The organism is Pseudoalteromonas sp. 5Ae-yellow (assembly GCF_014077565.1).
Classification (GTDB): Bacteria; Pseudomonadota; Gammaproteobacteria; order Enterobacterales; family Alteromonadaceae; genus Pseudoalteromonas.
On sequence record NZ_JACGWD010000141.1, the window covers coordinates 1 to 1,483 of the forward strand.

The 1,483-nt window shown below is 40.7% G+C and carries 1 protein-coding gene; it reads right to left on the minus strand.

Features of this window, described 5'->3' with window-relative positions; translation table 11 throughout:
- Window positions 1-4: 4 nt before the first annotated feature.
- Window positions 5-1,444, minus strand: a complete 1,440-nt coding sequence (tnpC, locus tag H4J63_RS19670) for an IS66 family transposase (RefSeq protein ID WP_182198095.1) — start codon at window positions 1,442-1,444, stop codon at window positions 5-7.
- Window positions 1,445-1,483 lie beyond the last annotated feature (39 nt).

Genomic DNA, 1,483 nt, shown 5'->3' on the forward strand with positions numbered 1-1,483 from the left:
GTAACTATTCAGCCTCATCTGAAATGAATACATCAGGCAGCTGATTTTTGAATAATAACTCAAGGGCTAGGCTTGCAGATACATATTGTTTTCTGCAAGTCGATAAATAGCTTCTCAGCAAGCAGAACATTTCAGCTCCTTGCTTACTTCTAAAACACCCCGATATTTTTTGATGAACCTTGGTCATCCTAATATCATTCTCGCCTTGGTTGTTGGTAAATGGCACGCCAGTGCTCATCATGAAACGTAAAACATCATCTTGATAATCTCTTAGTCGTTCCAATAATGCTCGAGATTTGGTTCGCTTTAATCGGCCTCGCTGACCTTCCACTCGGCTACTTTTATCTGGTGGTGGACATTTAGCGTCACCTTGAAGCAATATTTTTTGATATTGCTCACGATATTTCTGTTTAGCCCCTTTATCTAGGTCGGGATTATCTATTTGAGCTTTATTCATTTCTTTAAGTAAGGTTTGCATATCCTTCGCCCATTGCATGCCGTCTTGCTCCCAAGCCCTTTCTAATTCTCGGATGTGGTGAGCATTACATAATGCATGTTGGCATTGGGTATATTGATAATATGGCTTCCAATGGTCATGACATAGCACACCGGTAAAGTGCGGTAAAATACCGGCCTCATCCATCGCTATTTTTCCTCTTTTTTCATGAGGATAAAAATAAGTCCACCAAGTCGTTGATGCACCATGAAGCCATCGCCGTTTACCGCCGATATTAATGCCAGTCTCATCAACATGCAAAGTTTGATGCGGGCTTTGTAATGCCGCTTTGATGATACCTTCTGCGCCCGATGACTTTACTAGTGCCGCTGCTTGTTCATTAAAGTTAAATAAACTGCCGGCACTGATCGGAATACCTAGTTGGTCACTAAAGTATTCTTCAATGCGGTTATAAGGGAGTAATTGATATTGTGATAAGTAAACCGCATGGGCTTTCACACCAACACCATATTGAATAGGACCGTTAACACCTTGGGGGAATTCACCAACAAACCGCTTCCCTTGCTCATTCTCAAGGATTTGAGCCTGGTATTCGGTCACCACTTTACTGATATCTATATCGATGACTTGTCGCTTTTGAAAACCCACCTCACGATAGTGACCTTTAGGTAAAAAATCTCGGTCAACTAAAATGACTTGTACCTCATCAGGTGTTTCTGTTTGAGTCAGCGTTTTACCTACTCGGCCTTTTTGTCCGCCAGCTGATTTTTCTGACTTCTCTCTTGTTGGCTTTGTTCGGTTGATATCTTTTGATGGAGGAATGCTACTATTTTGACTATTAAGTCCTAATTTACTAGCTAGCATAACAACGACAACAAGAATGAGTTCAATAGACATCTTCAACGCTGGCGAGAGTGTTTTATCTTCTTGTAACTGAGTTTTAGTTTGCTCAACTATTTCAGTGATATTTATGCTGTTTAAATTCATTAAAGCTAGAGCGATAGGGTAATAGCTCTAGCTTGGCAT

What these genes read in the sequence shown, in the direction of transcription:
- tnpC (WP_182198095.1), bottom strand. Translation starts at nt 1,444, where the DNA reads ATGAATTTAAACAGCATAAATATCACTGAAATAGTTGAGCAAACTAAA.